We start from the raw sequence: 24056 nt of genomic DNA, 5'->3' as shown, positions 1-24056 counted from the left end.
CCCCATCGCCGGTATCCCCCTCTGCCGCCGCGACGATTGACGCCGCCCGTGTTGCCGCCGATGCTGATGCAAACCTTGCCATCCGTCCAGCGGCCCTCCCCCAGCGGTCGTCACCAAAGGTCTTACCCAATGTCCTATGGCCTTTACCTGATGACCGCGCTCGCGGGCGCCTTATACGTGCTTATGCCCGGGCCGGCTTTCCTCGCGCTGTTCTCGCTCGCCGCGGCGCATGGCCGCCCGGCGGGGGCGCGCTTCGTTGGCGGCCATCTGGTGGGCGACCTGTTCTGGTCGGCGCTCGCGCTCGCCGCCATCATCGGTGTTAACCAGCTCGGGCCGACCCTGTTCGACCTGCTCGGCATCGGCTGCGGGCTTTACCTCTGCTATCTCGGCATCAAGGCAATCCGCGCGCGGGACGGCGGCGACGGCGCGGTGGGCGCCCGCCGGCCGCTGATGACCGGCATCCTGTTCGGCCTCACCAACCCGAAGGCCTACCCGGTCTCGGTGTCGATGTTCACCGCCCTCACCGCCAGCTACGCCTCGGGCCTCACCTGGGACGCGGCGCCGCAATTGCTGGCGGCGGCGCTGGTGGGCTTCATCCTCGCCGACATCATCCTGATCTGGGCGGCGGGCCTTGCCCCGGTGCGCCGCATGTTCCAGCGCCACGGGCGGATCATTACCCGCGTCACCGGGGTGCTGTTCGTCGCCTTCGGCGCCAAGTCGCTGCTTGACGCCGGGCGCGGCATCGCCTCCCGTCACTGATCCCTGCCCCTCGCCTGCCAAGTAGCGCCAGAAGCGTGCCGTCCAGAAGAGTGCCGATCATGTATGAAGCCCGCCTGCAATCCTTCGCCGCCCCCGCCGCGCCGAGCCTGGGTACGGAGCGCCTGCGCCTCCTGCGGGCGGAGCTGGAACGGCGCGGGCTCGACGGCTTCCTCATTCCCCGCGCCGACGCCCACCAGAACGAATATGTCCCGCCCTGCGACGAGCGCCTCGCCTGGCTGACCGGCTTCACCGGCTCGGCCGGCATCGCGCTGGTGCTGCGCGAGGCGGCGGCGCTGGTGGTGGACGGGCGCTACACGCTGCAGGCGGCACAGCAGATCGACACCGCCTCCTTCACCGTCGTCCCGCTCGCCGAGATCACGCCCGAGCGCTGGCTGGAGCAGAACCTCGCCGCCGGCGCGCATCTCGGCTACGACCCCTGGCTCATCACCGTCGACGGGCTGGAGAAGCTGCGCCGCGCCGCGACGAATGCCGGGGCGACGCTGGTCGCGGTCGATTCCAACCCGGTCGACGCCGTCTGGGCCGACCGGCCGGCCGCCCCGCTCGGCGCCGTCACCCTGCGCGATCCAGCGCTGGCGGGTGAGACGACCGACGGCAAGCTCGCCCGCATCCGCGCCGCGCTCACCACACAGAAGCTCGACGCCCTCGTGCTCTCCGACCCGCACGCGGTGGCCTGGACCTTCAACATACGCGGCGCCGACGTGTCCTTCACCCCGCTGCCGCTCGCCTGGGCGATCGTGCCGCGCGAGGGGCGCGCCTCGCTGTTCATCGACGGGCGCAAGCTCTCCAACACGGTGCGCGACGCGCTGGCGGGCGTGGCGGAGATCCACGAGCCGGCGCTGCTGGAAAAGGGCCTCGAGCTCATCGCCGCCGGCGGCGCGGTCATCCGGCTCGATCAGGCGACCGCGCCGGCGCTCCTCGCCGCGCGCATCGAGGCGGCAGGCGGCACGGTCTCGTCCGGCGTGAGCCCGGTCGCCCTGATGCAGGCGGCGAAGAACGCGGCCGAGCTCGCCGGCATGCGCGCCGCCCATACGCGCGACGGCGCGGTGCTGGCGCGCTTCCTGTGCTGGTTCGATCAGGAGGCCCCCAAGGGCCACCTCACCGAGATCGACGCGGTCGCCGCGCTGGAGACCTTCCGCCGCGAGACCGGCGCGCTGAAGGACGTAAGCTTCCCCACCATCGCCGGCGCCGGCCCCAACGCCGCCCTGCCGCATTACCGCGTCACCGAGGCGACCAACCGGCGCATCGGCATGGACGAGCTCTTCCTCATCGATTCCGGCGCGCAATATGAGGACGGCACCACCGACGTGACCCGCACCATCGCGGTGGGCACGCCGAGCGCCGAGATGCGCGACCGCTTCACCCGCGTGCTCAAGGGCCACATCGCCATTGCCCGCGCGGTCTTCCCGGTCGGCACCTCCGGCGCGCAGCTCGACCCCTTCGCCCGGCAGTTCCTGTGGAGCGCCGGCCTCGATTTCGACCACGGCACCGGCCATGGCGTCGGCGCCTATCTCTCCGTGCATGAGGGACCGGCGCGCATTTCCAAGGTCGGCACGGTGCCGCTGGTGGCCGGCATGGTGCTCTCCAACGAGCCCGGCTACTACAAGACCGGCGCTTTCGGGGTGCGGCTGGAAAATCTGGAAATCGTCCGCGAGGCGAGCCCGCCGGAAGGCGCCGAGCGCACGCTGTTCGCCTTCGAGACGCTGACACTCGCCCCCTTCGACCGGCGCGTGCTCGACCTCGCGCTGCTCACCCCCGACGAGCGCGCCTGGCTCGACGCCTATCACGCCCGCGTCCGCGCCGAGATCGGCCCGCTGGTCGATGCGCCGACCCGCGCCTGGCTTGACGCCGCCACCGCCCCGCTCTGAACGTCGGCTCTAATAGCTCGACTCTGAACGCCCTGCGCTGAGCCCCTGCGCGCCGCCCCGGCGCGGAGCCCCCAGTTCCGGGCGCCCCGCGCTGGGCGCCCTGCCACTGACAACAAATGTTCATTCGAGGATGGTTCAATGGAACCATCATCTCGTGCCGGCGTTACTCCTGCGACCAATGTGCTGGGGCAGACGGAGAGGCTGGCATGACCACCATTCTGATCATTATTCTTGTTCTGATACTTGTCGGCGCACTGCCGAGCTGGGGCTACAGCCGCAGTTGGGGCTATGGCCCGAGCGGTATCGTCACCATTCTTCTGGTGATCCTTATCGTGATGATGCTGACCGGCCGCATCTGACCGTCGCGTGCCATCAGCTAAAGGCCGTCGCGCTCCCCCCGCGGCGGCCTTTTTTTATGCCCGGACGGTTCAGCCGGACGGCTCAGCCCGTGAGCGCGTCCGCCGCCGCGCTGGCCGGCACGACTTTCGCGCCGGCAAATTCCAGCGCCGCCATCAATGCCGTCTGCACCGAGGCCGCCGGCACGTCCTTGCCGCCAAAGGACAGGTCGAGCGTCGCGGTTGCGTCATGCGCCAGCGTCACCTCATAGCCGAGATCGAGCGCCGCCCGCGTCGCCGCATCCACGCACATATGGCTCATCGCCCCGACGATGACGAGCGACCCCACCTCCCGGCCCTTCAGCACGGCGTCGAGATCGGTATTGAGGAAGGCATTCACCGCCTCCTTCACCACCACCGGCTCGCCCCCCAATGGCGTGAGGCTCGCATGGATGTCCGCCCCAGGCGTGCCGCGCTCGAAGAACGGCGCCTCGTCGCCCGCCATTTCATGGCGCACATGCACCACCGGCGCGCCGGCCGCGCGGGCGGCGGCCAGCAGATCGCCGGCCTTCGCCGCCGCCTCTTCCGTGCCGACCAGCGGGAAGCGGCCGCCGGGGAAATAGTCGTTCTGCAGGTCGATGATGAGAAGCGCGGTTGTGCTCATGAGAGCCTTCCAGAAAGCGTTGCGGCCGGGAAAAGGCGCCGTCAGCCCGCGCCGGCCAGCGCGAGCCACTCGTCTTCGCTAATCACCGCGACGCCGAGATCGCGCGCCTTGGCGAGCTTGGAGCCCGCATCGGCGCCGGCCACGACATAATCGGTCTTCTTCGACACCGAGCCGGCGACCTTCGCCCCCAGCCGCTCGGCCATGGCCTTCGCCTCATCCCGCGTCATCTTCTCCAGCGCGCCGGTGAACACGACCGTCTTGCCGGCGACCGCGCTGGCCGCCGCCACCGCCTCCATCGGCTCGGGTGTCACTTCCGCCAGCAGCGCGGCGAGCGCCGCCTGGTTGTTCGGCTCCTGGAAGAAATCCACCACCGCCTCGGCCACCACCGCGCCGATGCCCTCAATGCCGACGATCTCCGCCCAGGGCTCATTGCCCTTCGGGTGCTCGGGCCCGGGCATGAGGGCTGCGAGCGCCGTCTCGCCCAGCGCCTCGATGGTGGAGAAATGCCGCATCAGCCTCTTGGCGTTGGTCTCGCCGACATGGCGGATGCCGAGCGCATAGAGGAAGCGGTTCACCGGCACGCGCCGGCGGGTCTCGATGGCGGCAAACAGGTTCTTGGTGGAGGTCTCGCCCCAGCCGTCGCGATTCTTCAGCCGCGTCAGCGAGCGGGCGTCGCGCGCCTCCAGCGTGAAGATGTCCGCCGGCTGCGTGACCATGCCCCAGTCATAAAAGGCCTGCACCTGCTTCTCGCCCAGCCCTTCAATGTCGAAGGCGTCGCGGGCGACGAAATGGCGGATGCGCTCCACCGCCTGCGCCGGGCAGATGAGGCCACCGGTGCAACGGCGCACCGCCTCGCCCTCCTCGCGCACGGCGTGCGACCCGCAGGCCGGGCACAGGGTAGGGAAGGCATAGGGCTTGGCGTCGGCGGGACGGCGCTCCAGCACCACGTCCACCACTTGCGGGATCACGTCGCCGGCGCGCTGGATCGTCACCCAGTCGCCCTCGCGAATGTCGATGCCGCCGCGGATCGGCTCGCCCTTGCCGCCAATGCCGCGAATATAGTCCTCATTGTGCAGCGAGGCGTTGGCCACCACGACGCCGCCGACGGTGATCGGCGTGAGCTTGGCCACCGGGGTCAGCGCGCCGGTGCGCCCGACCTGGATCTCGATGCGCTCAAGCTTTGTGACCGCCTTCTCGGCGGGAAATTTATGGGCGATGGCCCAGCGTGGGCTGCGCGAGACAAAGCCGAGCCGCTGCTGCAGCGCGAGGCTGTCCACCTTGTAGACCACGCCGTCAATGTCATAGCCGAGGCTCGCCCGCCCCTCGCCGATGCGCCGGTAATGGGCGAGCAGCTCCTCGGCGGACTGGCAGAGCACCGTGAGCGGGTTGGTCGGCAGGCCCCAGCGGGCAAAGGCCTTGATCACGCCGAACTGGGTCTGGGCCGGAAGGCCCCCGTCGCTGACCTCGCCCCAGGCATAGGCGAAGAATTTCAGCGGGCGGCTTTCCGTGATCTTGGGGTCGAGCTGGCGGAGACTCCCGGCGGCCGCGTTGCGCGGATTGGCGAAGAGCGGCTTGCCCGCCGCCTCCTGCCGCGCATTCAGCGCCGCGAAATCGGCATGGCCCATATAGACCTCGCCGCGCACCTCGAAGATGTCCGGCACATCCTCGCCCGCGAGGCGCTCCGGGATCTCGCCGATGGTGCGGACATTCGCCGTGACATCCTCGCCCTCGAAGCCGTCGCCGCGCGTCGCCGCCTGCACGAAGACGCCCTTCTCATAGCGCAGCGAGCAGGACAGGCCGTCGATCTTCGGCTCGGCGGTGATGGCAATCGGCTCGTCCACCGGGAGGCCGAGGAAGCGGCGGATGCGGGCGACAAATTCCTCCACCTCCTCATCGGCAAAGGCATTGCCGAGCGAGAGCATGGGCACGCGGTGGCGCACCTTGGCGAATTTCGCCGAAGGCGCGGCGCCGACCTTCTCCGAGAGGCTGTCGATGCCCCTCAGCTCGGGAAACTGCGCCTCGATCGCCTCATAGCGCCGGCGCAGCGCATCATACTCCGCGTCCGAGACGGTGGGGGCGTCGTCCTGATAATAGCGCCGGTCATGGCCGGCGATCTCCTCGCCAAGCCGGGCATGTTCCTTGGCCGCCGCCTCGGCGGTCAGCGTCGCGACGGGGGGAAGCGTGTCATCCGTGGTCATGCCGGGTTTCTAGCGGATTCGGCGGTGGAGAGCAGCCGGTCCGCCGCCGCCCGCGCCTCGGCCGTGACCTCGGCGCCGGAGAGCATGCGGGCGATTTCCTCGCGGCGATGCGCGGGGGCGAGCGGGGCGACATGGGTCGCCACCCGGTCATGCTCAGCCACCATTTCCTTGGCGATGCGGAAATGATTGCCGGCGCGCGCGGCGACCTGCGGGGCGTGGGTGACGGCGACCACCTGCACCCGCCCGCCGAGCCGGGCGAGCCGCGCGCCGATGGCGTCCGCCACCGCGCCGCCCACCCCGGTGTCGATCTCGTCGAACACCAGCGTCGGCGCCGAGCCCTTGTCGGCCAGCACCACCTTGAGCGCGAGCAGGAAGCGGGCAAGCTCGCCGCCCGAGGCGACCTTCATCATCGGGCCGGGCCGCGTGCCGGGATTGGTCTGCACCCAGAACTCGATCCGGTCGTACCCATCGGCCTGACCGTCCACCTCATCGGCCTGACACTCCGTGATGAAACGGGCGCGTTCCAGCTTCAGCGGCGGCAGTTCCGCGTTCACCGCCGCGTCGAGCGCGGCCGCCGCCAGATGCCGGCGGGCGGAGAGGTCGCGGGCGCTCGCGCGATAGGCAATTTCCGCCTGCGCGGAATTTTTCTCAAGCACGTCAAGGCGTTGCGCGCCATGGTCGAGCGCGTCGAGCTGATCGGCGAAACGGGTGGCGACGTTCGGCAGATCATCGGCCGTGCAGGCGAATTTGCGCGCGGCGGCGCGCAGGGCGAAGAGCCGCTCCTCGATCCGCTCCAGCTCGCGCGGGTCGAAATCCGCCTCCCGCAGCGCCGCCTCGAGGTGAAAATTGGCCATTTCCAAGGAGTTAAGCGCAGCGTCGATGGCCTCGACCGCCGGGCGCACCAGCGATTCGACCTCGCCCGCCCGCCGCTCCAGACGCCGCACCGCCGCCGCGAGGGCGGGGACCGGCGAGTTCGCGCCCCCCACCGCGTCCTGCGCATCGGCAAGATCGGTCGCGATCTTCTCGAAGCGCATCATCTCCGAGCGACGCTTGGAAAGCTGCTCCTCCTCGCCGAATTCCACTGAAAGAGCAGTGAGTTCGTCGAGCGAGTGGCGGATGTAATCAGCCTCTTTCGCCGCCTCCTCGAGCCGCGCCCTCTCCACTTCTGCCTCGCGCCGCGCCGCGCGCCAGCTGCGCCAGAGGCCGCTGACCTCTTCCGCGAGGCTGGTCAGCCCGCCAAAGGCGTCGAGCAGCTGGCGGTGCGAGGCGGGATCGACCAAAGCGCGGTCGTCATGCTGGCCGTGGATCTCCACCAGCCGTCGGCCGAGCTGACGCAGCATCTGCGCGCTCACCGACTGGTCGTTGACGAAGGCGCGCGTGCGCCCATCGCCATGCTGCACGCGCCGCAGCACCAGCGCGCCATCATCATCGATGCCCGCCTCGGCCAGCACGGCGCGGACGGGATGATCGGCGGGCAGGTCGAATTCGGCGGTCACCTGCCCCTGGGCGGCCCCCTGGCGCACCAGCGAGCCGTCGCCGCGCCCGCCAAGGGCCAGCGTAAAGGCATCCAGCAGAATGGATTTTCCCGCCCCGGTCTCGCCGGTGAGGACGGTGAGGCCCGGCTGGAAACTCAGGTCGAGACGCTCGATGAGGACGATATCCCTGATCGACAGGGCGGCCAGCATGCGTGACGCTCCAGAACGAATCCGCGCGAGGGACGGGGTCGGCCCCGCCTTCTAGCAGGTCCGCGCGCCGTCCGCATCTGTTCTTCTTCTGTTCGCGACAATCTGCGCGGGCGCGCCGAGGCGGCCCGCCGGCGAATGTCAGCCCAGGCCGAGGCCCTTGAAGGCCTTGGTGATCCAGGAATTCTGGTTGAGCTGCGGGTTCACGCCGCGCGACTGCACCAGCTTGTACGCGTCCTTGTACCAGGAGCTGTCCGGGAAATTATAGCCGAGCACGGCGGCCGAGGTCTGCGCTTCGCTCACCACGCCGAGCGCCATATAGGCCTCGGTCAGGCGATACAGGGCTTCCTCGACATGGCGCGTCGTCTGGTAGCGGGTGACGACCACCTTGAAGCGGTTGATCGCGCCGGCATAGTTGCGCTGCTCGAGATAATAGCGCCCGACCATCATCTCCTTGCCGGCGAGCTGGTCGCGTGCGACCTCGAGCTTCTTCTTGGCGGAGACCGCGTACTCGCTGTCGGGATATTTGCGCACGATCTCGTCGAGCGCGTCCATGGCGCGCTCGGTGCGCTGCTGGTCGCGGGAGATGTCCGGGATCTGGTCGAAATAAGACGAGGCGACCAGATACTGCGCGTAAGCGGCGTCCGGCGAGCCGGGGTGCAGCGTCAGGTAGCGCTTGGCGACGCCGATGCACTCGTCATACTGGCCCATCGTGTAGTTGATGTAGGCGATCATCAGCATCGCCTTGCGGGCCCAGTCGGAATAGGGATGCTGGCGGTCGACATCCTCGAAGCGCTTGATCGCCTCGGCATAGTCTTCCTTCTGCATCAGCGTCAGCGCCTCGTTGTAGCGCTGCTCGGCCGGCACATCCGGGTAGATCGTCTCTTCCTTGTTGGTGTCGAACAGGCCGGCGCAGCCGCCGAGCGAGGCCCCCACCAGCACCAGCCCCACGAGGCGCATCGCGAAAAGCGCGGAGCGCGCCGTTGCCGGGCGGGCGGGGTTTGCGGCGGGCCCGCCGGAACGGACGTGGCTGAGAAGACGCATCACAACTCTCGATCCCAATCTGGTCGCCTGCCGGCAGGGCGCAGATGTGCGCTATAGCCGCTTTCCGTCCGGATTATGGCGAGTGCCCGGCCGGTCGCCACCGATTGCAGGATGAACGCGGGAGGAACGCCCAAAAGCCGCGCGGACCGGCTCACAGCTCCGGCGCGTAGGCCGGCACTGCCACGTCGACGAGACCGACATTGCCACGCACGCTACGGCGGGCCGGGAGCTTAGCTTCGACGATCTCATAGGCCGAGCGGTCGGAGAGCAGGGCATCGACCACGGCGAAGTTCAGCTTGTGGCCACCCTTGTAGGAGCGGAAGCGGGCCATCAGGGGCAGGCCACTGATGGCAAGGTCACCGACCGCGTCCATCGCCTTGTGGCGCACGAACTCGTCCGCGAAGCGCAGGCCGGTCGTGTTCAGCACGCCATTCGTGTCGAGGCAGATCGTGTTGTCGAGCGAGGCGCCGAGCGCGTAGCCGGCCTGCCAGAGACGCTCCACATCGGCGACAAAGCCGAAGGTACGAGCGGCGGCGAGCTCCCTGCGGAACACGTCCGGCGACAGGGTGGCGGCGTAACGTTGGCGGCCGATAGCGGCGTGGGCGAAGTCGATCTCGACCTCGAGCCGGAAGCCCGCATCATAGGGGGACAGCTCGCCGAAGCCGGTCTCGGTCTCGACGCGGATGGTCTTGAGCACGCGCAGATAGCGGCGGGGCGCGGCGATCTCGACGACGCCCACATCGTCGATGGCTGCCACGAATTCGCCTGCACTGCCGTCCAGGATCGGAACTTCAGGCCCGTCGATCTCGACATGGGCATTGTCGATGCCGAGGCCGGCGAAGCAGGCGAGCAGGTGCTCGACGGTGGAGACGGCGGGGCCATTCTCATCGCGCAGCACGGTCGCCAGATCGCTGCCGCGAACAGCATGCCGGGAGGCGCGAACGGACTGGGACGAATCGGTGCGGTGAAAGAGGATGCCGGTATCGGCCGGAGCGGGAGCCAGGCTCAACCGCGCTTCCTTGCCGGAATGCACACCCACGCCCGAAAGCGTGACAATGTCGCCGATGGTTGTTTGCCGTACAGCGTTCATTCCAGACCCAGCGAGCGGACCACGATACGTCATCCGCTCCCCCCAATTCCCAGTGCCAACTTCAATCCGCCATCGGTTCCGGGGTTCGGTTGCGAATCCACGCCGAGGGCTTGTCGTTGGTGGGCAACATACCGGCGCCCCCAGGGGGTGCCAAATCACGCTTGCTTACCGTCTGTTACCGTCCCGTCGCGCCTGCAGCACATCAGATATTTGTTTACAATCAATGAATTGCGCCCGAGCTCCAGACCCGGGCGCTGCATTGCATCATCGGCTGTGTAACAGGGGCGGTCACCCGCCCCTGCCTGTCAGGAAGCCGGCTCAGCCCTGGCGGCGCAGGAAGGCCGGAATATCCAGGTGGTCATCCTCGGAGGCGCGCGCCGCCGGACGGCCATGGGCGTCCATCGGGCGGGCCGCCGGGCGCTTGGCGAACTCGGACGCTTCCGGGCGGCGCTCGGCGAGCGGGCGCGGCTCCGGCTGCGCAGGGGCGCGGCGGACCATCGGGCGCATTTCGGCCGGCGGGTCGACCTCTTCCTCGTCCTGATGGCGGCCGAGGCCGACATTGGCGAGGCGCTGAAGCAGCGTCATGCGCTTCTTCTCGGCGTGGTGATGCTCCGTCGGCTCGCCACGGGCGGCGCGGATCTGGTTCTGCGCCGGCATGGGCAGCTCCTCCACGCGCGGCATGCGCGGGCTGCGCATTTCCGGGCGTTCCGCCTGCGGCGGGATGAAGGGCTCGTGCGTCTCGTGCTCATAAGCCGCCTCGTTCATCGGCTCGGGCTCCGGCTCGGCATAGAGCTGGGGCTTGGGCGCGAGCGGGCGAATGGTCACGTCGTCGATCGCCGCCGGCGCGTGCTGGGCGTAGTCCGGCTCGCCATAGACGTGATCGCTGCCCGAGGACGCCGCGAAGGTCGGCTCGTAGCTGTGATCGGCATAGGCCGCATGCTCCTCGGTGAGCGCGGACGCGACCGAGCGCAGGGCGGCGTCGCGGCGGGCCTCGACGGCGGCGCGGCCGGCATTGGAGACCTTGCGACCGCCGAGATCCGAGAGGTTCGCGAAGCTGTGCGGGATCTGCTCGGGAATGACCGCCGGGTCGATCCCGGTGGCCACGACCGACACGCGGATGAGGCCTTCCAGCGTCTCGTCGAAGGTGGCGCCGAGGATGATGTTGGCGTCCGGGTCGACTTCCTCGCGGATGCGGGTCGCCGCCTCGTCCACCTCGAACAGGGTGAGATCCTTGCCGCCGGTGATCGAGATGAGCAGGCCACGGGCGCCGCGCATCGACACTTCGTCGAGCAGCGGGTTGGCGATCGCCGCCTCGGCCGCGTGCAGAGCGCGCTTCTCGCCGGAGGCCTCGCCGGTGCCCATCATCGCCTTGCCCATCTCGCGCATCACGGCGCGGACGTCGGCGAAGTCGAGGTTGATCAGGCCTTCCTTGACCATCAGATCGGTGATGCAGGCAACGCCCGAATAGAGCACCTGGTCGGCCATCGCGAAGGCGTCGGCGAAGGTGGTCTTCTCATTGGCCACCCGGAACAGGTTCTGGTTCGGGATGACGATGAGGGTGTCGACGCCCTTCTGCAGCTCGTTGATGCCCATCTCGCCGATGCGCATGCGGCGCTGGCCCTCGAAGTGGAAGGGCTTGGTCACGACGCCGACGGTGAGGATGCCGAGTTCGCGGGCCGCGCGGGCGATGACCGGAGCGGCGCCCGTGCCCGTGCCACCGCCCATGCCGGCGGTGATGAAGACCATGTGGGCGCCCGCGAGGTGGTCGCGGATCTCGTCCAGCGCCTCTTCCGCCGCGGCGCGGCCGACTTCCGGCTGCGAGCCGGCGCCGAGGCCCTCGGTGACCGCCACGCCCATCTGCACGATGCGCTCGGCCTTGGAGAGGGTGAGCGCCTGCGCGTCGGTGTTGGCGACAACGAAGTCGACGCCCGACAGGCCGGCCGTGATCATGTTGTTGACGGCGTTGCCGCCGGCGCCACCCACGCCGAACACGGTGATGCGGGGACGCAGTTCGCGGATGTCAGGTACCTGCAGATTGATGGTCATGGCTGTTGTCCCCAAACGCCGGCGGGCTCGAATCCCGTCTCGATCTCAGTGGTGCCGGTTCCGCCGGCGCGGATATGATGAAGCACGTCAGAAGGCCTCCCGAAGCCAATGACCGACGCGCGAGAAGTACCCGTCCGATTCCCCGTGGGAGAGCCGGCGGCGGCGGGCCTCGAAATGCTCGAGCCCCGCAACCTGCGGATAGACGAGAAGCCCGGTGGCGACCGCGAAGGGGGCGCCGCGCGCGGCCTCCGGCAGGCGCGAAATGCCGAGCGGGCGACCGATGCGCACCTGCCCGCCCATCACGCCGGCCACCATCTCGGCAAGGCCGGTGAGCTGGGCCGCGCCGCCCGTGAGCACGATGCGGCGCCCGGCGCCGGCGGCGTGGCCGGAGGTGACGAGGCGGTCGCGCACCAGCTCGGTGATCTCTTCCACGCGCGGGCGGATGATCTTGAGCAGGCGCGACTTCGGAATGGCGCGCGGCAGGTCGTGATGGTCGTCGGCGATCGGCGGGACGGTGAGCATCTCGCGGTCATCGGCGCCGACGACGGTGACGCCGCCATGCAGGCTCTTCAGGCGCTCGGCATCGGCGAGGCGGGTGGAGAGGCCGCGCGCGACGTCATTGGTGACGTGCTGGCCGCCCACCGCGACGCCATCCACATGGACGCAATGGCCGTTCTCCACCACGGCGACCGTGGTGGTGCCGGCGCCGAAATCAATCAGCGTCACGCCGAGCTCGGTCTCGTCATCGGCGAGCGTGGCCAGCGCCGCCGCATAGGGGGCGGCGACCATCGCCTCGACGCCGAGATGGCAGCGCTCGATGCACAGGAGCAGGTTGCGGACCGCCGCGGCTTCGGCGGTGACGACATGCAGATCGACGCCGAGGCGCCGGCCGAGCATGCCGCGCGGCTCGCCAATGCCGGACACGCCGTCAATGGCATAGCCGACCGGCAGCGCGTGCAGGATGGTCCGGCCCTCGCCGACGGCGAAGGTGGAGGCGGCGTCGAGCACGCGGCGGATGTCGCCCTCGGCAACCGCCGGCTCGGGCAGGTCGACCTCGGCGGCGAAGTGCTCGGAGGCGAGACGCCCGCCGGCCATGGAGACGACGACGGACGCAATCTGCGCGCCGGCCATGCGCTCGGCGGCGTCGACCGCGCGGCGGATGGCGTGCTCGGCGCGCTCCATGTCGATCACCGCGCCGCCCTTGATGCCGTGCGACGAGGTATGGCCAATGCCGAGCACATCCACCGAATGGGTGCGCCGGCGCAGGCTCGTCGTGGCATCGCGCGGCTTCAGCCGGGCGATCATGCAGACGATCTTGGAGGTGCCGATTTCCAGCACGCCCACCACACCGCTGCGGCGCGGCGCGAGGGGGCGCATCTTGGGGGCGATCTCGAACGGAGCCCGGGGTCTCACGTGTTGCCGCCCTTCTTGGCCTTCGCCTGCGCCTTCAGATCCGCCTGACGCGCCTCATAGGCAGCATCCGACAGACGCACCGACACACGGTCGGGCAGACGCAGATCGATGATGGTGATGTCGCGGCTGAGCAGTTGCTTGTCGCGGTCGAGCACGGCGAGTTCCTGCAAGGCGGTGGCGATGTCCTTTTCCGGCAGGCGCACGTCGATGCCGCTGCGCATCTTCAGCGTCCAGCGCCGGTCGGCGACGCGGATGGCCGCACGCACCTGGTCCCGCACGCCCGGAACGAGGCTGAGCGCGTCGACGATCTCGGTGACATGCTTTTCCGCGCCGTCGCCGACCACGATGGGCAGGCGGATGTAGCGGGCGTCGTCGGAATAGGGGGCGATCACCGTGCCGTCGCGGGCGATGACGTTGATCTTGCCGTCCTTCTGCCAGAGCGCGAAGCCCTCGCGCTCGACCACCTGGATGTCCAGCCGGTCGGGATAGAGCTTCTGCACCGTGGCGCGCTTGATCCAGGCGAGTTCCTCAAGCCGCATCCGCGCGCCCTCGGCGTCGAGGAACAGCAGCGAGGAGGTCGGCTTCACGCCGGCCGTGGCAAGGATATCGCCGGGGGTGACGTGGTTCTGGCCGGAGAGATTCACATTGGCGATTCGGAAGCCGGCGAGGTTGGCGGCCGAATCAGCCATGTCGCGGGCGGTCTCGACCGCTACCGGCATGTGCCCGCCCTGCTGGAGGCCATAGGCGCCGGTCGCGGCGAAGAGCAGCGCCACCAGCCAGGTGCCGGCGCCGCAGCTCAGAGCCCGCGAGGCGGACAGCCCGACGAAGAAGCGGCGCCCGCCGATGATCGTGCGGTCAATGATTCGCACCCGGCCCCGGTCGGCGGCGCCGGACGTGGCAGGACGTGCGAAAGCCCGGCCATCGCTGCCGTTCCGCCTCGTCTCAACCTTGGCCGCGCTGCTCCGTCCGACCCCGGCAGACGTCTGCCTGGGGGTCAGCGGTTGAGCGAAGCGTCCTCCACCATCCATCGTACAAGCTCACCGAACGAATGGCCCGCATGGGCTGCCAGTTCGGGCACGAGAGAGGTCTCGGTCATTCCGGGTTGGGTGTTGACCTCCAGACAGAACAAACCGGATTCGTCCCCGGTCCGGTCGTCATAGCGGAAATCAGCCCTGCTAATGCCCCGACAGCCGAGCGCCTCATGCGCCCTAGCCGCTAGCATCCGTACCTTTTGGTAAATTTTCGGTAAAATCCGGGCCGGAAGAATGTGAACGGATCCGCCCGGAGCGTATTTTGCTTCGTAATCATAGAACCTTACGGCGGATTGAATTTCGATCACATCGAGCGGGTCACCGCCCATCACGGCGCAGGTAAGCTCCAATCCGGGGATGTAGGATTCGGCCAGAAGCAGTTCGCCATGCGGCCAGTCGGGCCGATTCAGTTCCTGCGGCGGGTATTCCTGATCGTCGTTAACGATGAAGACGCCAACCGAGGAGCCCTCCCGCACCGGCTTCAGCACATAGGGGCGCGGGAGCACATGGGCCTTGGCGGCCTCCGCGCGGGTGACCAGGCGGCCATGCGGCACCGGCACCCCATGGGCGGCCAGCACGATCTTGGCCTGCGCCTTGTCCATGGCCAGCGCCGAGGCGAGAACGCCCGAATGGGTGTAGGGGATGCCGAGGATCTCCAGCACGCCCTGAATGGTGCCGTCCTCGCCGAACGGACCGTGCAGGGCGTTAAGCACCACGTCCGGCTTCAGCCCGGTCAGCACCTGCGCGATGTCGCGCCCGACATCGACGCGCGAGACGCGGTAGCCGACGCTCTCGGCCGCCCTGGCGCAGGCTTCACCCGAGCGCAGCGACACCTCGCGCTCCGCCGACCAGCCACCCAGAAGGACGGCGACGTGCTTGGACATGGTCTTCTCCTCGCGCCGGTAAGGCGTCAGTCTGGGGCGTCAGTCAGGCCGGAACGCCGATCCGCTTGATCTCCCACTCCAGCTCGATGCCGGACTGGGCCTTCACGCGCCGGCGCACTTCCTCGCCGAGGCCTTCAATGTCGGCAGCCGTCGCCCCGCCAGTGTTGATCAGGAAATTGCAGTGCATCTGCGAGACCTCGGCCCCGCCGACGCGCAAGCCCCGGCAGCCGGCGGCGTCGACGAGCTGCCAGGCCTTGTGGCCGGGCGGGTTCTTGAAGGTCGAGCCGCCGGTCTTCTCGCGAATCGGCTGGGAGGCCTCGCGGGCCTGCGTGATACGGTCCATCTCGGCCAGGATCGTCGCGGGGTCGCCGGGGCGGCCCTGATAGAGCGCGCTGGTGAAGATGAAATCGGCCGGCGCGCCGGAATGGCGGTAGCTGAAGCCAAAATCGGCGTTCGCCAGCACATGGACCTTGCCGGTGCGGTCGACCGCCCGCGCTTCGATCAGGCAATCCTTGGTCTCGCCACCATGGGCGCCCGCATTCATGCGCAGAGCCCCGCCCAGACCGCCAGGAATACCCCGGTAGAAGGCGAGCCCGTCAATGCCGGCATCGGCGGCCACGCGGGCGAGCTTCACGTCGGGCACCGCCGTGCCCGCCCGCACGCGGTAGCCATCCTCGACGGTGATCTCGTTGAAGCCCCGTCCGAGCCGGATGACCACGCCGGCCACGCCACCATCGCGCACGATGAGGTTCGAGCCGAGGCCGATGACCGTGACGGGAATCTCCGCCGGGAGGTGGGCAAGGACATAGGCGAGATCGGCCTCGTCCGCCGGGGTGAACAGGAGTTGCGCCGGGCCGCCGACGCGGAACCAGGTCAGCTCCGCCAGAGGCTGATTCGCGATCAGCCGCCCGCGCAAGGCGGGCAGGCGGGTGGAGAGGTCCGCGGTGATGTCGGGGAAGGTCATGGTGCGGGGATCAGCCAACGGAGCAACATTTAGACACCCGCCTCGTACCGGGTCAGCATTGCGAGAATGGCGTCCTCAAGCGCATCGAGGTCGTTCTCATAGATGTTCCAGAGCAGCTCGGCATCGAGCTTGTGATAGGCGTGCCGGATATGATTGCCGAGGTCGGCTATCTTCTTCCAAGGGATGCGGTCTGCGCTCGCCTCTTTCCACGCGAGGGGAATGTGGCGCGAGGCTTCGCTCAGGATTTCTAGGAACCGCTCGAAGGCGGCGCGCGTAGCCGCATCGCCATACATCGTCTCGAAGGAGCGCCCATCAAGCAGGTCATGGATATTGTCGATGGACGCCTTCATGTCCCGAAGCCGGAAGATTGCACGCTCGTCCATCAGAAAATCTCGATGGCGTCGCGTTCAAGGGTGCGCCTAAAGCCTTCATCGAGACTGCGGCGCATGAAGATATTGGCCGACAGACCGGTCTCGGACTCGATCTCCTGTGCGACGCCGACCAAGTCGATCAGGGAGAATTTCCGGTCGGGTTCCACGTCTATGGCGACATCGATATCGCTGTCCCTGCGATGGTCTTCCCGGGCGCGTGAGCCAAACAGGGCAAGCCGGGTCACGCCCTCTGCACGCAGGCGTGGCTGCAGCGCGAGAAGTGACCGGATAAGCTGGTCGCGCGAGAGGTCCATGGTCGTGAAGTCTAGCATGATTTGCCCGACACCGGCCCCGCCTCAAGCTGGCCCGGCAGCGCATAGGCCCATTGGGTGATGTTGCCGGCGCCGAGACAGACCACGTAGTCGCCGGGCTTTGCCAGGCCCTTCACCAGCCCGGCGAGCGCGTCCGGGCCTTCCAGCGCCGTCACCGAGCGATGGCCGCGCGCGCGCAGCGCCTCGACGAGGTGATCGCGGTCGATGCCGGGGATCGGCGCCTCACCCGCCGCATAGACATCGGCGACGATGACGTGGTTGGCGTCGTTGAAGCAGGTGGCGAACTGGTCGAACAACGATTGGAGCCGCGTGTAGCGGTGGGGCTGGACGATGGCGATGACCTGCCCGTCCGTCGAGGCGCGGGCGGCGCGCAGCACGGCGGCGATCTCGACGGGATGGTGGCCGTAATCGTCGAAGATGGACACACCGTCCACCTCACCGGTCCGCGTGAAGCGCCGCTTCACCCCGCCGAAACCGGCCAGCGCGGCGCGGATCTGCACGTCGCTCGCCCCCAGCTCGCGGGCCACGGCGATGGCGGCGGTGGCATTGAGCGCATTGTGCCGGCCGGGCATGGGCAGCACGAGATCGCGCAGCTCATGCACGGTGTGGCCGGTGCGGTCGCGGAAGATCACGGCGAAGCGGCACACGCCCCCGCGCAGGTCGAGATCGACAAGTCGCGCATCGGCTTGAGGATTTTCGCCATAGGTGATGACGCGGCGATCCTCGACATGACCGACGAGATCCTGCACCACCGGATGATCGGTGCACATCACCGCGAAGCCGTAGAACGGCAGGTTGTCGATGAAGCTGCGGAACGCCGCCTGCACCGCCTCGAAGGTCTTGAAGTGGTCGAGATGCTCGGGGTCGATATTGGTGACGATCGCCACCTCGACCGGCAGCTTCAGGAACGTCCCGTCGCTCTCATCGGCCTCCACCACCATCCAGTCACCATCCCCCAGCCGAGCATTGGTGCCGTAGGCGTTGATGATGCCGCCATTGATGACGGTGGGATCGAAGCCGCCCGCGTCGAGCAGGGTGGCGACCAGCGAGGTCGTGGTGGTCTTGCCATGGGTGCCGGCAATGGCGACGCAGCTCTTGAGGCGCATCAGCTCGGCCAGCATCTCGGCGCGTCGCACCACCGGCAGGCGCTTGGCGCGGGCGGCGACCAGCTCGGGATTGTCGCGCTTGATCGCGGAGGAGACGACGAGCACTTCCGCCCCCTCGATATTGCCGGCCGCATGGCCGATCAGCACCTTGATGCCCTTCTCGGTCAGGCGCTTCACATTGGCGCTCTCAGCCACGTCCGAGCCCTGGACGGTGTAGCCGAGATTGTGCAGCACCTCGGCGATGCCGCTCATGCCGATACCGCCGATACCGACGAAATGGATGGGGCCGAGTGAGAGCGGGAGCTTCATGCGATCTTCCTTCGGCCCGCCACATCCTGGGGCGCGGGCGCAACGTCAAGGCGGGCAGGAATAGACGAGGCGACCGGCCGCGTCATCCCGACGATGGCGGACCGCCCGGCCACGGGTTCAAACCTTCAGGCCGGCGGTGCGGATAACGAGATCCGCCAGCCGCGCCGTCGCGTCCGCGCGGCCCATGGTCTGTGCCCGCTGGGCCATCGCGGCGAGCTGGCCGGGGGCGCGCATCAGCGAAATCAGCAATTCGGCCAGCGTATCGGGCGTGAAACCGCTCTGGCGCGCCAGCACAGCGCCGCCGCCCTTGGTGAGCGCAGTGGCATTGGCGAGCTGGTCCTGGTCGATGGCACCGGGCAGCGGCACGAGGATGGAGGGCCGGCCGATCACGCACAGTTCCGCAATCGTCGAGGCGCCGGCGCGGGCGATGACCAGATGAGCGTTGCTCATCCGCGCCGGCAGATCGCGGAAGAACGGGGCGACTTCCGCCCGCACGCCGGTCTTGGCGTAGATCTCGCGCACGAAGCCACTATCCTCCGCCCGCGCCTGCTGGGTGATGCGCAGCCGGTCGCGCAGCACCGGCGGAAGCTGGGCAATGGCGTGGGGAACGACGTCGCTCATCACCCGCGCGCCCTGGCTGCCGCCAAAGACCAGGAGATCGAACGGGCCGTTTTCCAGCGGCGCCTCATAGGGCGTCGCGGCGTCGATCACCGCCGGGCGGACCGGATTGCCGGTGTGCTGCGCCTTGGCGGCCAGCGCGGGCTTGTCGGCGAAGATGCCGGGATAGCCGGTGGCGATGGCCGTCACGCGGGGCGCGAGCATGGCATTAGCCCGGCCCATCACCGCATTGGCCTCGTGGATGATGGTCGGGCGGCCGGCGAAGCGGGCGGCGAGCAGCGGCGGCACCGTAGGATAGCCGCCGAAGCCGACCACCACCGCAGGCTTCAGCTCCTGCATCAGCTGGTAGCCCTTGAGCACCCCGCGCGCCAGGGCAAGGCCGGTGCGGGCAAGCGCGACAGGCGAGCGGCCACGCACCGTGTCGGCCGGCAGCACATGCAGCTTGCGGGCGGGGAACACATCGGCATAGCGCGCCGCGCGCTCGTCGGTCGCGAGGTCGATGTCGATGCCGCAGGCGCTTAGCGCATCCGCCAGCGCCTCGGCCGGGAAGAGATGCCCGCCCGTGCCGCCGGCCGCCAGCAGTACCAGCGGCTTGCGGGTCATCGCGGGGCGCGGGGCGCGGGGCGTGCGGATGGAATCGTTCATGCCGGGCGTACCGCTGTGCTGCCGAGCCGGGTGCCCAGCCGTTCCAGTTCTGCCAGCGTCGCCGTGCGCGGGCGGCGGCGGGTAAGCGCGAGCAGCATGCCCATACCATAGGCGAGCGACAGCAGCGAGGAGCCGCCATAGGAGACGAAGGGCAGCGTCATTCCCTTGGCCGGCATCATATGCAGGTTCACCATCATGTTGATGCAGGACTGCAGGCCGAACAGCATGGTGAGCCCGGCAATGGCAAAGCGCACGAACGGATCCTCGTCATTCATCGCCCGCGTCAGCGAGCGCAGCACGATGAAGGCGAACAGCCCCGCGATCATCATGCAGAGAATGGCGCCAAACTCCTCGCCGGCGACCGCGAAGATGAAGTCGGTGTGCCCGTCCGGCAGGATCTTCTTGTAGGTGCCCTCGCCCGGCCCCTGGCCGAGCCAGCCGCCATTGAGGAAGCTGTCGGTGGCGATGTCGATCTGGTAGGTGTCGCCCGATTCCGGGTCGAGGAAGCGGTCGATGCGCTTGGTCACATGCGGCACCAGCGTGTAGGCGACGAACAGGCCGAAGGCGCCGACGCCGCCAAGGCCGATCACCCAGATCATCCGCAGCCCCGCCAGAAAGAACAGGCCGCCCCACACCAGCGAGACCAGCATGGTCTGGCCGAAATCCGGCTGCATCACCAGCGGCGTCACCACGATGCCGAGCAGGCCGATGGCGAGGAACTGACCGGGCATTTCCGGGCGCCGCACGCTTTCGGAGAACAGCCAGGCGGCGATGATGACGAAGCTCGGCTTGAGGAACTCCGAGGGCTGTACGGTGATGCTGGCGACGTTCAACCAGCGCCGCGCACCCTTGACCTCCGGGCCGATGACCAGCGTGGCGCAGACGAGGCCGAGAAAGAGGAAGAACAGCACCAGCGAGACGCGGCGAATGTTGCGCGGAGAGAGGAATGAGGTGCCCAGCAACACGATGAGCGCCGGGACCAGAAACATCACCTGCCGGTTCACGAAGTGGAACGGATCAGCGATGCCGAGCCGCGCGGCAACCGGCGGGCTGGCGGCCAGCGCCAGCACGATGCCGATGATCATCAGCGCGGCGAGGGCGCCAAGCAGCAGGCGATCAATGGTCCACCACCATTCGCCCACCACCGTCCGTTCGGCACGCGAGATCATGTAGCTCTACTCCGGAAAAACGCTTCCCGGACTATCGAACGATTAAGGTTGACGCCGGCTTAATGCCCATGCGTGAAGCGAAGGATGATCGCGTCGATCGCCGCACTCAGAGCGCGGCGACGAGCGCCCGGAAAGCATCGCCCCGTACCTCGAAATTACGGAACTGGTCGAAGCTGGCGCAGGCCGGCGAGAGCAGGACCACCGCATGGTCGAGCCCGGCATTGGCCGCATCGCGCGCGGCGCTCGCCACCGCAACCTCCAGCGTGCCGCTCATCTCATGGGGAACGCCGTCCCCGAGGGTCGCCGCGAAATCCTCCGCCGCGACGCCGATCAGATAGGCCTTCTTCACGCGGGGAAAGAGCGGCGCGAGCGGGGCGATGCCGCCCTCCTTCGGCTTGCCGCCAGCGATCCAGTAGATGTTGTCGAAGGACACCAGCGCGCGCTCGGCGGCATCCGCATTGGTCGCCTTGGAATCGTTGACGAACAGAACCTTGCCGATGCTGCGCACCTGCTCCATGCGATGGGCGAGGCCCGGAAAGCTCTTGATGCCGACCGCGATCACCTCCGGCGCAAGGCCCAGCGCACGGGCGCTAGCGAAAGCGGCGGCGGCGTTCTGCGCGTTATGGCTGCCGCGCAACGAGCCGATGCCGGCGAGCGGCAGGGTGAACACGGTACGCCCGCCCTCCGCCATCACGAGGTCGGTGCCGTCGAGATAGATGCCGTCCTCCAGCTTTTCGAGGACGGAGATGCGCACCAGCCCCTTGCCGCTCGCCGCCACGCGGTCGGCGATGGCGCGGCACCACGGATCATCGACGCCGATCACCGCCGTGCCGCCGGCCTCCACCTGCGCCACCAGCCGCTCCTTGACGGCGGCGTAGTGCTCCATCGTGCCGTGGCGGTCGAGATGGTCCGGCGAGAGGTTGAGCAGGATGCCGACCGCCGGATCGAGGCTGGGCGCGAGGTCGATCTGGTAGGAGGAGCACTCGATCACATAGACCCGCCCCTGCTTGGGCGGCTCCAGACCGAGGATGGCCGGCCCGAAATTGCCGCCGATCTGCACGTCGCGCCCGCCGACCTTCATCAGATGCGCCAGCAGCGCCGTGGTCGTCGACTTGCCATTGGTGCCGGTGATCGCCGCGAAGGGCGCGCGCCGCAGGCCGAGGCGCCGCTCGCGGCAGAACAGCTCGATGTCGCCGACGACCTCGACGCCCGCGCCCTGCGCCAGCCTCACGCTCCAATGCGGTTCGGGATGGGTCAGCGGCACGCCGGGGGCCAGCACCAGCGCGGCAATGTCGCGCCAGTCGAGCGCGCGCAGATCGCCGGTCGGGATGCCCTCCGCCGCCGCCTTCTCCACCGAGGCCGCCGCATCGTCAAAGGCCGTCACCCGCGCCCCGCCGGCAATCAGCGCGCGGGCGGTGGCGAGGCCCGAGCCGCCGAGGCCGAACAGCGCGACGGCACGGTCTTTGAACGAAGTCACGGGGATCATGGGACAACCTCGGCTGACGCGCGCCATCGGGACGCGCTCCCTCGCTAGCGCATTTCCCCGGCTGATGAAATGATCGCGCGCCTGCCGGCGACGCAAAGGATGACGATGAGCAAGCCCGCCTCTCCGCCTGCCCCCTCCCCCACCCTTCTCCCCCTCGGCTCCACGCTCAAGGTGCTGCGCCCGCACCCCAACATCCTCGCCTTCTATGACGGGCGCATCGCCGGCGCCCGCGCCTTCGCGGCCGGGCCGAACTGGCTGGATGACGGGGCCTATGCGCTCGGCGTCTGCGTCTATGCCATCGTCGACGGCTCCGAGGCGCTGCTCTACGACACCCATATCTCGCTCACCCATGCCCGGCTGATGCGCGAGGCCCTGGAGCGCGCCGGCGTGACCTCGATCCGCGTCGTGCTCAGCCACTGGCATGACGATCACGTCGCCGGCAACGAGGTCTTCGCCGATTGCGAGATCATCGCGCTGGACCGCACGCAGGCGGCGCTGACGGAGCACCGCGCGGCGCTGGAGAGCGGCAACCCGCCGATCCGCCCGCTGGTCATGCCCAACCGCATCATCACCGGCCCGACCGAGCTGTCGGTCGGCAGCCTGCGCGTGCTCCTGGAGCCGGCGGAGATCCACAGCCATGACGGGCTGATCCTGCTGCTGCCGGACGAGTTCATCATGCTCGCCGGCGACACGCTGGAAGAACCGATCACCTATGTCGCCGAGCCCGAGCGCTTGGCCGTCCATGTGGAGGAACTGAAGCGCGTGCGCGGCTGGGGCTATCAGCGCATCCTGCCCAATCACGGCGCGGCGGAGGTGATCGCGGCCGGCGGCTATGGTCCCTCGCTGATCGACGCGACGATCCGCTATGTGCAGAAGCTGCTGCGCACCCGCTCGGTCATGTCCTTCGCCGATCAGGATCTCAGCACCTTCATCGCCGAGGACATCGCGGCCGGGCACCTCAGCTATTTCGCGCCCTATGAGGAGGTGCACGCCAACAATGTGAAGAAGGTGCTGGCGCTGCCCTGAGTGCGACGACCGGATGCTCGCTCCAAGGCGTGCCGTTCCGATATCGAGTGGACGGGATCGTCCCCGCCGCGGGCGCGAGCATGTCTTCGCCGAAGTGCGGATCGCGAGGCGGGCGGCGGCACGGTATCAAGGGATGCCCCGCGCGCCCGCGCCGACGCCTCAACCGGGAACCGACCATGACCGCCACCGCCGAGCCGCCGCCCCATTCCCCGGTCATCCGCACCATCGCCATGCCCGCCGACACCAACCCGGCCGGCGACATCTTCGGTGGCTGGCTGATGGCGCATATGGATCTGGCCGCCGGCAACGTCGCCACGCGCCGGGCCAAGGGCCGCGTCGCCACGGTGGCGGTGGAGGCGATGAGCTTCCTCAGCCCGGTTCTGGTCGGCGATGAGGTGAGCTTCTTTGGGGACGTCCTGTCGGTGGGGCGCACCTCGCTGCGCATCCGCATCGAAGCCTGGCGCCGCCCGCGCGAGGGCGAGACGCTGAACAAGGTGACCGAGGCCAGCTTCACCTTCGTCGCCATCGGCGCCGACCGCCGCCCGCGCCCGGTCGATGAGGCGTGAGCCCTGACGGGATCGCGTGCCGCCACGCTCACGCGGTTCCCGCCCTCGTCATCCCGGACGGCCAAAGGCCGAGCCGGGATCGCGTGCCGCCTTGGTCACGCGGCATCCCTCCCAGAACACCGTCATCCCCGGGCTTGACCCGGGGATCCACGACTTGGGGCCGGGCGCCGCGGCGGGGAGACGTGGATGGCCGGATCAAGTCCGGCCATGACGTCGTGAGGGTGGGAGTCACGTTCGGGTAAGGCCCGTAGGCCCCACCCTCACCGCCCGCACCAAAACCCCCGCGCCGCTGTCGCGGCCTCGGCTCTGCGCCGTTCCCATCCGCCCTTGAGGGGCGCGCGGGGCACCGGGGCGGACGCCAACGGCGGCCGCCTGCACCTTTGTTTTGAAAGGTGGTGCAAGCCTTCACTCAGCCGACCGACGCGCCGCTCC

At 68.7% G+C, this 24056-nt stretch carries 21 protein-coding genes; 5 read left to right on the top strand and 16 right to left on the bottom strand.

What is annotated here, in order from left to right:
- Positions 1-129: 129 nt before the first annotated feature.
- From OU996_RS07440 to OU996_RS07430, 3 genes are all read left to right on the top strand, one after another.
- Positions 130-759: a LysE family translocator gene (locus OU996_RS07440; protein WP_267584978.1), complete on the top strand. Its 630-nt coding sequence runs from the start codon at positions 130-132 to the stop codon at positions 757-759.
- Between the two features lie 59 nt (positions 760-818).
- Positions 819-2645, top strand: a complete 1827-nt coding sequence (locus OU996_RS07435; protein ID WP_267584977.1) for an aminopeptidase P family protein — start codon at positions 819-821, stop codon at positions 2643-2645.
- Between the two features lie 206 nt (positions 2646-2851).
- Positions 2852-3004 (top strand): DUF3309 domain-containing protein, encoded by a 153-nt coding sequence (locus OU996_RS07430; RefSeq protein ID WP_267584976.1) that lies wholly within the window; start codon positions 2852-2854, stop codon positions 3002-3004.
- A gap of 82 nt (positions 3005-3086) precedes the next feature.
- On the opposite strand, the gene OU996_RS07425 is transcribed toward OU996_RS07430, so the two are convergent.
- The 16 genes from OU996_RS07425 to murD form a co-directional block, all read right to left on the bottom strand.
- Positions 3087-3644, bottom strand: coding sequence for a cysteine hydrolase family protein (locus tag OU996_RS07425; RefSeq protein WP_267584975.1), 558 nt, complete (start codon positions 3642-3644; stop codon positions 3087-3089).
- 41 nt (positions 3645-3685) lie between these two features.
- Positions 3686-5842, bottom strand: coding sequence for an NAD-dependent DNA ligase LigA (gene ligA / locus OU996_RS07420; protein ID WP_267584974.1), 2157 nt, complete (start codon positions 5840-5842; stop codon positions 3686-3688).
- On the bottom strand, positions 5839-7527 hold the full coding sequence (recN, locus tag OU996_RS07415; RefSeq protein WP_267584973.1) for a DNA repair protein RecN: 1689 nt from the start codon (positions 7525-7527) through the stop codon (positions 5839-5841). Before recN ends, ligA begins: the two co-directional genes overlap by 4 nt.
- 138 nt (positions 7528-7665) lie before the next feature.
- Positions 7666-8484 (bottom strand): outer membrane protein assembly factor BamD, encoded by an 819-nt coding sequence (locus OU996_RS07410; RefSeq protein ID WP_267585635.1) that lies wholly within the window; start codon positions 8482-8484, stop codon positions 7666-7668.
- Between the two features lie 235 nt (positions 8485-8719).
- Entirely contained in the window at positions 8720-9658 is a 939-nt protein-coding gene (gene lpxC, locus OU996_RS07405) for a UDP-3-O-acyl-N-acetylglucosamine deacetylase (protein ID WP_267584972.1), read from the bottom strand.
- Between the two features lie 318 nt (positions 9659-9976).
- On the bottom strand, positions 9977-11704 hold the full coding sequence (gene ftsZ / locus OU996_RS07400; protein WP_267584971.1) for a cell division protein FtsZ: 1728 nt from the start codon (positions 11702-11704) through the stop codon (positions 9977-9979).
- Between the two features lie 87 nt (positions 11705-11791).
- Positions 11792-13081: a cell division protein FtsA gene (gene ftsA, locus OU996_RS07395; RefSeq protein ID WP_267585634.1), complete on the bottom strand. Its 1290-nt coding sequence runs from the start codon at positions 13079-13081 to the stop codon at positions 11792-11794.
- A 32-nt stretch (positions 13082-13113) separates the two neighbouring features.
- Positions 13114-13986, bottom strand: a complete 873-nt coding sequence (locus OU996_RS07390) for a cell division protein FtsQ/DivIB (RefSeq protein ID WP_267584970.1) — start codon at positions 13984-13986, stop codon at positions 13114-13116.
- A 125-nt stretch (positions 13987-14111) separates the two neighbouring features.
- On the bottom strand, positions 14112-15032 hold the full coding sequence (locus OU996_RS07385; RefSeq protein ID WP_267584969.1) for a D-alanine--D-alanine ligase: 921 nt from the start codon (positions 15030-15032) through the stop codon (positions 14112-14114).
- A 43-nt stretch (positions 15033-15075) separates the two neighbouring features.
- Entirely contained in the window at positions 15076-15996 is a 921-nt protein-coding gene (gene murB / locus OU996_RS07380; RefSeq protein WP_267584968.1) for a UDP-N-acetylmuramate dehydrogenase, read from the bottom strand.
- Between the two features lie 29 nt (positions 15997-16025).
- The gene (locus OU996_RS07375; protein WP_267584967.1) at positions 16026-16379 is read right to left on the bottom strand and encodes a DUF86 domain-containing protein; all 354 of its coding nucleotides are present in this window, start codon (positions 16377-16379) and stop codon (positions 16026-16028) included.
- Entirely contained in the window at positions 16379-16681 is a 303-nt protein-coding gene (locus OU996_RS07370) for a nucleotidyltransferase family protein (protein WP_267584966.1), read from the bottom strand. The genes OU996_RS07375 and OU996_RS07370 overlap by 1 nt, the downstream gene beginning before the upstream one ends.
- An 11-nt stretch (positions 16682-16692) precedes the next feature.
- The gene (murC, locus tag OU996_RS07365) at positions 16693-18114 is read right to left on the bottom strand and encodes a UDP-N-acetylmuramate--L-alanine ligase (RefSeq protein WP_267584965.1); all 1422 of its coding nucleotides are present in this window, start codon (positions 18112-18114) and stop codon (positions 16693-16695) included.
- Between the two features lie 117 nt (positions 18115-18231).
- Positions 18232-19335, bottom strand: a complete 1104-nt coding sequence (gene murG, locus OU996_RS07360) for an undecaprenyldiphospho-muramoylpentapeptide beta-N-acetylglucosaminyltransferase (protein WP_267585633.1) — start codon at positions 19333-19335, stop codon at positions 18232-18234.
- 38 nt (positions 19336-19373) lie between these two features.
- Positions 19374-20546 carry a putative lipid II flippase FtsW gene (gene ftsW / locus OU996_RS07355; RefSeq protein WP_267584964.1) on the bottom strand — a complete coding sequence of 391 codons (1173 nt, stop codon included), beginning with the start codon at positions 20544-20546 and terminating at the stop codon, positions 19374-19376.
- Positions 20547-20652: 106 nt separating this feature from the next.
- Positions 20653-22032, bottom strand: coding sequence for a UDP-N-acetylmuramoyl-L-alanine--D-glutamate ligase (gene murD, locus OU996_RS07350; RefSeq protein ID WP_267584963.1), 1380 nt, complete (start codon positions 22030-22032; stop codon positions 20653-20655).
- A gap of 105 nt (positions 22033-22137) precedes the next feature.
- On the opposite strand from murD, the gene OU996_RS07345 reads away from it, so the two are divergent.
- Both OU996_RS07345 and OU996_RS07340 read left to right on the top strand, forming a co-directional pair.
- Entirely contained in the window at positions 22138-23058 is a 921-nt protein-coding gene (locus OU996_RS07345; protein WP_267584962.1) for an MBL fold metallo-hydrolase, read from the top strand.
- 176 nt (positions 23059-23234) lie between these two features.
- Positions 23235-23624: an acyl-CoA thioesterase gene (locus OU996_RS07340; RefSeq protein ID WP_267584961.1), complete on the top strand. Its 390-nt coding sequence runs from the start codon at positions 23235-23237 to the stop codon at positions 23622-23624.
- Positions 23625-24056 lie beyond the last annotated feature (432 nt).

The sequence above is a fragment of the Ancylobacter sp. SL191 genome (genome assembly GCF_026625645.1).
GTDB lineage: Bacteria > Pseudomonadota > Alphaproteobacteria > Rhizobiales > Xanthobacteraceae > Ancylobacter.
This window is presented reverse-complemented; position numbering and strand designations above follow the sequence as displayed.

Bases quoted from the DNA above. Each gene is read 5' to 3' on its own strand.
- OU996_RS07440 (WP_267584978.1), top strand. From the start codon at position 130: ATGTCCTATGGCCTTTACCTGATGACCGCGCTCGCGGGCGCCTTATAC.
- OU996_RS07435 (WP_267584977.1), top strand. From the start codon at position 819: ATGTATGAAGCCCGCCTGCAATCCTTCGCCGCCCCCGCCGCGCCGAGC.
- OU996_RS07430 (WP_267584976.1), top strand. From the start codon at position 2,852: ATGACCACCATTCTGATCATTATTCTTGTTCTGATACTTGTCGGCGCA.
- OU996_RS07425 (WP_267584975.1), bottom strand. From the start codon at position 3,644: ATGAGCACAACCGCGCTTCTCATCATCGACCTGCAGAACGACTATTTC.
- ligA (WP_267584974.1), bottom strand. From the start codon at position 5,842: ATGACCACGGATGACACGCTTCCCCCCGTCGCGACGCTGACCGCCGAG.
- recN (WP_267584973.1), bottom strand. From the start codon at position 7,527: ATGCTGGCCGCCCTGTCGATCAGGGATATCGTCCTCATCGAGCGTCTC.
- OU996_RS07410 (WP_267585635.1), bottom strand. From the start codon at position 8,484: ATGCGCCTCGTGGGGCTGGTGCTGGTGGGGGCCTCGCTCGGCGGCTGC.
- lpxC (WP_267584972.1), bottom strand. From the start codon at position 9,658: ATGAACGCTGTACGGCAAACAACCATCGGCGACATTGTCACGCTTTCG.
- ftsZ (WP_267584971.1), bottom strand. From the start codon at position 11,704: ATGACCATCAATCTGCAGGTACCTGACATCCGCGAACTGCGTCCCCGC.
- ftsA (WP_267585634.1), bottom strand. From the start codon at position 13,081: ATGCGCCCCCTCGCGCCGCGCCGCAGCGGTGTGGTGGGCGTGCTGGAA.
- OU996_RS07385 (WP_267584969.1), bottom strand. From the start codon at position 15,032: ATGTCCAAGCACGTCGCCGTCCTTCTGGGTGGCTGGTCGGCGGAGCGC.
- murB (WP_267584968.1), bottom strand. From the start codon at position 15,996: ATGACCTTCCCCGACATCACCGCGGACCTCTCCACCCGCCTGCCCGCC.
- OU996_RS07375 (WP_267584967.1), bottom strand. From the start codon at position 16,379: ATGGACGAGCGTGCAATCTTCCGGCTTCGGGACATGAAGGCGTCCATC.
- OU996_RS07370 (WP_267584966.1), bottom strand. From the start codon at position 16,681: ATGGACCTCTCGCGCGACCAGCTTATCCGGTCACTTCTCGCGCTGCAG.
- murC (WP_267584965.1), bottom strand. From the start codon at position 18,114: ATGAAGCTCCCGCTCTCACTCGGCCCCATCCATTTCGTCGGTATCGGC.
- murG (WP_267585633.1), bottom strand. From the start codon at position 19,335: ATGACCCGCAAGCCGCTGGTACTGCTGGCGGCCGGCGGCACGGGCGGG.
- ftsW (WP_267584964.1), bottom strand. From the start codon at position 20,546: ATGATCTCGCGTGCCGAACGGACGGTGGTGGGCGAATGGTGGTGGACC.
- murD (WP_267584963.1), bottom strand. From the start codon at position 22,032: ATGATCCCCGTGACTTCGTTCAAAGACCGTGCCGTCGCGCTGTTCGGC.
- OU996_RS07345 (WP_267584962.1), top strand. From the start codon at position 22,138: ATGAGCAAGCCCGCCTCTCCGCCTGCCCCCTCCCCCACCCTTCTCCCC.
- OU996_RS07340 (WP_267584961.1), top strand. From the start codon at position 23,235: ATGACCGCCACCGCCGAGCCGCCGCCCCATTCCCCGGTCATCCGCACC.